A 4,675-nucleotide genomic window follows, 5' to 3' on the forward strand; every position below is an offset into this window, starting at 1 on the left:
CGAACGTAGCGCGGCCCCAAATATTTAACCGGCAGTCGAACATCCACCTCAAGCACATGCGCCGCGCACACGCTTCGCCTCGACGGCCATATCTCGGTACCCTATCCGCGTGTTCGTGCTCGAACCGTCAAAGCGCGTCGTATGCGCTCTTTCATATTGCGTCGCACTTCACGCAACCAGATGGGTCAAACGCGAACCCGCGAGGTTTGCCGCCGACTAAGACCGGTGATCTATCCGGCCATAGCGGGGCCTTACGGCTAGGCGTTTGTTAGCGGCAATGGGTCGTGGAGGCGAAGCGTGTGCGCGCCGCTTGAGTGAGGGGCGGGTGTTCGACTGCGCGTTGATGCGTGGCGGCTGTACTATGTTCGTGCCAAAAACCTAAAGTGGAGCAACGACGACACTTAGGTATTCGCGGTTTGAACGCGTTTCTTTGCTTCGTTTCTTTGCGCGTTTGCAAAGAAATGAAGTCCCGCCCCGGACAGGGGCTAACAGAAATAAGCAAGAAAATACTACCTATGCAGAACGACCACGCTAGCAGAAGGACTCCGTCCTAGCCCCACACTCTCCGTGAGCAGCACCGCCCAAAGCCCTAGCCCGACGCTCTCCGCGAGCAGCACCACTCAAGCCCTAGCCCCACACTCTCCGCGAGCAGCACCGCCCAAACCCCACCCTAACGGAGTGCCCATTGAACACCCAATTCGAACCAACGGAACCGCGCCGCGCGGCCATCGATCAACTTGCCGGTCCGGTAGTCATCGAATTCGGCACGCCATGGTGTGGCTATTGTCGTGGCGCGCAGCCCCTCATTGCCGAGGCGTTCGAGACCCACGAGAACGTCAAGCACATGAAGATAGAAGACGGCAGCGGACGGCCGCTCGGGCGCTCGTTTCGCGTCAAACTCTGGCCTACGCTCGTCTTCATGAACCACGGACACGAAGTGACGCGCCTCGTTCGCCCGACCGCCGTCTCGCAGATCCGCGAAGCGCTCGCTCTCATCGACAACCCGCCGCCAGCGTGACAAGGGTATTTACCAATCACTCCTGAAGCGCGTGCTCGGTAAAGATCATCGATTTGAATCTCGTCTTCGCCACCAGGACACGCCCATGCCGCGCTTCGCTGCCAACCTGACCATGATGTACAACGAGTACGGATTCCTCGACCGGTTCGGCGCGGCGGCGCAGGACGGTTTCAAGGCGGTGGAATTCCTGTTCCCCTATGAGTTCCCGCCCGCGGATATCAAGGCGCAACTCGTCGATAGCGGCCTGAAACAGGCCATATTCAACGCGCCGCCAGGCGACTGGACAGCCGGAGAACGCGGGATCGCTTCGTTGCCAGGACGCGAGGACGAGTTCAAGCGCGGTATCGACATGGCGCTTTCATATGCCGCAGCGCTCGGCAACCAACGCTTGCATGTCATGGCCGGACTGCTCGCACCGGGACAGTCGCGCGAGCAGCATCGTGAGGTGTATCTCAAGAATCTTGCGCTCGCGGCCGAGATGGCACACGGCGCGAACATCACCATCGTGATCGAACCGATCAACACGCGCGACATGCCGTGCTTTTTCCTGACCCGGCAGGACGAAGCGCAAGCGATCTGCGAGGACATCGGTGCGCCAAACCTGCAAGTCCAGTTCGATTGCTATCACTGCCAGATCATGGAAGGCGACCTCTCCATCAAACTGCGCCGCGACATGATGCGGCCTAAGGCAGGCATCGGCCATATCCAGATCGCAGGGGTGCCGTATCGCAACGAACCGGACACGGGCGAGATCAACTATCCCTACCTGTTCGATCTGATCGACTCACTCGGCTATGCCGGCTGGATCGGATGTGAATATCGGCCGCGTGCGGGCACATCGGATGGCTTGGGCTGGCTTGACCCGTACCGCGCTGCCGGGCATGGGAAATGAAGAGTTGGATTGCGGGCGGTGAGGACGCTTACGCCGCGATGTGATACGTTTCCAGCCGCTGCCGAACCCCCAAACATCAAGGAGACATTATTCATGGAGCGTCGCTATCCCGACCCCGCCGTTCGTATTTTCGATCCACGCTTTAACGCACTGCGCGTCGCGGCGGCATCGGTCGAATGCCTGTATCAGGGCACGCGCTGGTCAGAGGGACCTGTATGGTTTGGCGACAGCCGCGCGGTGATCTGGAGTGATATTCCGAACAACCGGATGATGCGCTGGGATGAAGAAACCGGCGAGGTCCGCGTGTTCCGCAAGCCGTCGAACAATGCGAACGGCAATACGCGCGACCGCGAAGGCCGGCTCGTTACCTGCGAGCATCTGACCCGCCGCGTAACGCGCACCGAGTACGACGGCAGCATCACCGTGCTCGCCGATCAATACGATGGCAAACCGCTCAATTCGCCCAACGACGTGATCGTGAAATCCGATGGCTCGATCTGGTTCACCGATCCCACCTTCGGCATCCGTGGCTTCTATGAAGGCGAGCAAAAGCAATCCGAAGTGAAGCCGGCGGTGTATCGCGTGGATGGCACAAGCGGCGAGATCACGAAGATGACCGACGCGCTGGATGCGCCGAACGGCCTGGCATTTTCGCCGGACGAGTCGGTACTGTATGTGGTCGATTCACGTGCTGCACCGCGCAAGATTTTTGCGTTCGATGTAGCGGGCCAAGGCCGGACACTCTCGAACCAGCGTGAGTTGATCGACGCCGCCGACGGTACGCCGGACGGCTTTCGCGTGGATATCCACGGAAACTTGTGGTGCGGATGGGGTATGGGCAGCGACGAACTCGACGGTGTGCGCATCTTTACACCCCAAGGCGACCCGCTCGGACACATTGCATTGCCCGAGCGTTGCGCCAATGTTTGCTTCGGCGGCCGGCATCGCAACCGGCTATTCATGGCTGCGAGCCATGGCCTGTATTCGCTTTACGTGAATACGCAGGGTGCGCCCGGAGGCTGAACGCGCGGCCCCTCGAGTCACCGGTGCACTTTGTACACGCGGCCCGTTTCCAGGCCTTCGACGCTGCGGCTGTAAGCGAGCGCGACACGCGCGCCGGGGGCGGCTTCGAAGCCGCGAAAGTACGGGCCGAACGCTTCGCGCGCTTCTTCCAGCATGGTCGGGCTCACGACATTGATGCGCAGGCCGCGCGGCATTTCGATCGCCGCGCCGCGCACGAAGCCTTCAATCGCGCCGTTCACCGCGGCGGCACTCGCGCCGTACTGAATGGGTTCCTCACCGACAATACCGCTTGTTAGCGTGAACGAGCCGCCATCGTTCACATACCGTTGGGCGGCGAGTACGAGGTTGACCTGGCCCATGAGCTTGTCATCCAGGCCGATGCGAAATTGCTCGGGCGTCATCTGCGTCAATTCGCCGAAATGCACGCGACCCGCCGCGGCCACGATTGCATCGACATGGCCGATCGATGCAAACAACGCGTGGATACTATCGATATTCATCAGGTCGACGCGCTGGGCCCCACGCGTCGCGCCCACTTCAATGACTTCGTGACGCGGCTGAAACTCGGCAAATACCGCGCGGCCTAGGGTGCCAGTGGCACCTATTACGGCAATCTTCATGGGAGTCTCGTCGGAGAGTGAGGAATACGATCATTGTGCAGAGAGCGCGGCGGGAGGACAAGCGCACGCGTATCGTGCGCTTGACGCATTGCGAAGCCGACGTTTGAGAGGAACGCTTTACAATTTGCATCCGTAAAGGAGTCTTTATGAACACCTCAAGGACGAGGACACGATCTGCATCGCGAGGGTGTCGATAAAGCCGTTGAAGGCACGTTTCCTGCGAGCGACGCGCCATCGACGGGTGGTGCGACGCGTATCGAATCGCTGAAGCAATAAAAAAGCCGCACGATTATTCGTGCGGCTTTTCATCGACCGTCAGATACCTCGCCAGGCGTTGGTTGCGTCCTTGGTTACGTCTTACCTCGCCGTTGTATTTCGATTAAGCGGGATGGGTGAACGTGGTTGATCGAGTAGTGTCTGCGGCCACGCAGCGTACCGCCGCGACCATCACGTTCGACAAAATCATACTGACGTTCGACTTCCTCGACAGGGGGCGCGACCATGCCCTTGTCCACCATGCTAAAGCCAGTGTTTAGCGCCAATGCGACGCTGCTACGCGCTGGACGGCTATCGAAACCGCCCAAGCCATCGCCTTGTTCAACGACCGCATTGACCAGCGACGCATTGACTCCGACAAACGCATCGGGATTGTGTGCAAGCAACGCTTCGTCGGCGGCGGCGTCCCGATTCTTGCCGTCGGCGTCTACGGTGTCATCGAGCGTATCGTCGTTCAGGACGTCCATTGCGCGATGCGTTTCGTCGGTTTCGCTCACGGGTCCGGAATGCTTCAACGTACCTTCCTGACCGAGTCCTGCTTCTCTGCCTGCAGCCGCCTTGGCAACATCGCTTGGGTTGGCATGTGCCGTTTCGGTTTCGGGCTTCTTTAGCAAACTGTCTGCTGCGCGTTCGGTTTGCTTTTGCTGCGATTCACTCGTGTGCTCGTTGTCCATTTTGCTCTCCGCCTTGAACTCAAAGTAACCATGCCCTGACGCAAGAACCATTCCGCCGACTCACGTTTTGCGCGATGTGAGACAAGGAATCAACATGAGTAAACGTTCTAAGCGTTCGACGCCACAACGTTTTTTTTCAGCACAAAACGCATTTTCTCCAGAGTATGATTTG

The 4,675-nt window shown here is 59.3% G+C and carries 5 protein-coding genes; 3 read left to right on the forward strand and 2 right to left on the reverse strand.

The features are described from left to right. The first annotated feature begins 685 nt into the window (after positions 1-685). The 3 genes from WCA53_RS24445 (at position 686) to WCA53_RS24455 (ending at position 2,933) form a co-directional block, all read left to right on the forward strand. Positions 686-1,018, forward strand: a complete 333-nt coding sequence (locus WCA53_RS24445; protein WP_423916514.1) for a thioredoxin family protein — start codon at positions 686-688, stop codon at positions 1,016-1,018. An 85-nt stretch (positions 1,019-1,103) separates the two neighbouring features. Beyond that, positions 1,104-1,910 carry a 2-oxo-tetronate isomerase gene (gene otnI / locus WCA53_RS24450; protein WP_423916516.1) on the forward strand — a complete coding sequence of 269 codons (807 nt, stop codon included), beginning with the start codon at positions 1,104-1,106 and terminating at the stop codon, positions 1,908-1,910. Positions 1,911-2,003: 93 nt separating this feature from the next. After that, positions 2,004-2,933, forward strand: a complete 930-nt coding sequence (locus WCA53_RS24455; RefSeq protein ID WP_423916518.1) for an SMP-30/gluconolactonase/LRE family protein — start codon at positions 2,004-2,006, stop codon at positions 2,931-2,933. Between the two features lie 17 nt (positions 2,934-2,950). Here WCA53_RS24455 and WCA53_RS24460 read toward each other — a convergent pair whose 3' ends face one another. Together WCA53_RS24460 and WCA53_RS24465 are read right to left on the reverse strand one after the other, a co-directional pair. Then, entirely contained in the window at positions 2,951-3,553 is a 603-nt protein-coding gene (locus tag WCA53_RS24460) for a short chain dehydrogenase (protein WP_423916520.1), read from the reverse strand. Positions 3,554-3,903: 350 nt separating this feature from the next. After that, a complete protein-coding gene (locus tag WCA53_RS24465) occupies positions 3,904-4,503 on the reverse strand; it encodes a DUF3005 domain-containing protein (RefSeq protein ID WP_423916522.1) in 600 nt (199 codons plus the stop codon). Positions 4,504-4,675 lie beyond the last annotated feature (172 nt).

This window comes from Caballeronia sp. (assembly GCF_049581465.1).
In the GTDB taxonomy this organism is placed as follows: domain Bacteria; phylum Pseudomonadota; class Gammaproteobacteria; order Burkholderiales; family Burkholderiaceae; genus Caballeronia.

Excerpts from the sequence above, each read along its gene's own strand:
- WCA53_RS24465 (WP_423916522.1), bottom strand. The coding sequence starts at position 4,503 with ATGGACAACGAGCACACGAGTGAATCGCAGCAAAAGCAAACCGAACGC.
- otnI (WP_423916516.1), top strand. The coding sequence starts at position 1,104 with ATGCCGCGCTTCGCTGCCAACCTGACCATGATGTACAACGAGTACGGA.
- WCA53_RS24460 (WP_423916520.1), bottom strand. The coding sequence starts at position 3,553 with ATGAAGATTGCCGTAATAGGTGCCACTGGCACCCTAGGCCGCGCGGTA.
- WCA53_RS24455 (WP_423916518.1), top strand. The coding sequence starts at position 2,004 with ATGGAGCGTCGCTATCCCGACCCCGCCGTTCGTATTTTCGATCCACGC.